This is a genomic window from Mesorhizobium helmanticense (genome assembly GCF_003034915.1).
Lineage (GTDB): Bacteria > Pseudomonadota > Alphaproteobacteria > Rhizobiales > Rhizobiaceae > Mesorhizobium > Mesorhizobium helmanticense.
Genome location: NZ_PZJX01000124.1, coordinates 1 through 448 on the forward strand (window position 1 = coordinate 1; position 448 = coordinate 448).

Genomic DNA, 448 nt, shown 5'->3' on the forward strand with positions numbered 1-448 from the left:
TCGGGACGCCCATGGCGCTCCAGCGCTTTCCTGAAGAAACGCTTGGCCGCCGGCAAATCCCGATGTTCGCTGAAATAGAATTCGACCGTGTCGCCGACGCTGTCGATAGCGCGGTAGAGATACATCCACTGCCCTCGGACCTTGATGTAGGTTTCATCAACATGCCATTTGCCGGTCGCTGCGCGCTTGCGCCGGTTGAAGCGCTCCAGCAGCAAGGGCGAGAAGTGAACAACCCAGCGATGGATCGTCGAATGATCAACGCTAATGCCACGCTCGGCCATCATCTCCTTCAAATCGCGCAGGCTCAGTCCATATGCCAGATACCAGCGAACGCACACCAGGATGACCGATCGGTCGAAATGCCGGCCTCTGAACATCACAAACCTCCGAAAAAATGTCGGAGGTCACTTGCCAGACAACCCGTAACGAAAAAGTTTGCAACAGAACC

1 protein-coding gene is annotated in these 448 nt (G+C 55.8%); it reads right to left on the reverse strand.

The window, feature by feature from the left end; translation table 11 throughout:
- A partial coding sequence (locus tag C9427_RS33605) for an IS6 family transposase (RefSeq protein WP_107653190.1) occupies window positions 1-377 on the reverse strand: 377 nt, incomplete at its 3' end.
- Window positions 378-448: the final 71 nt, after the last annotated feature.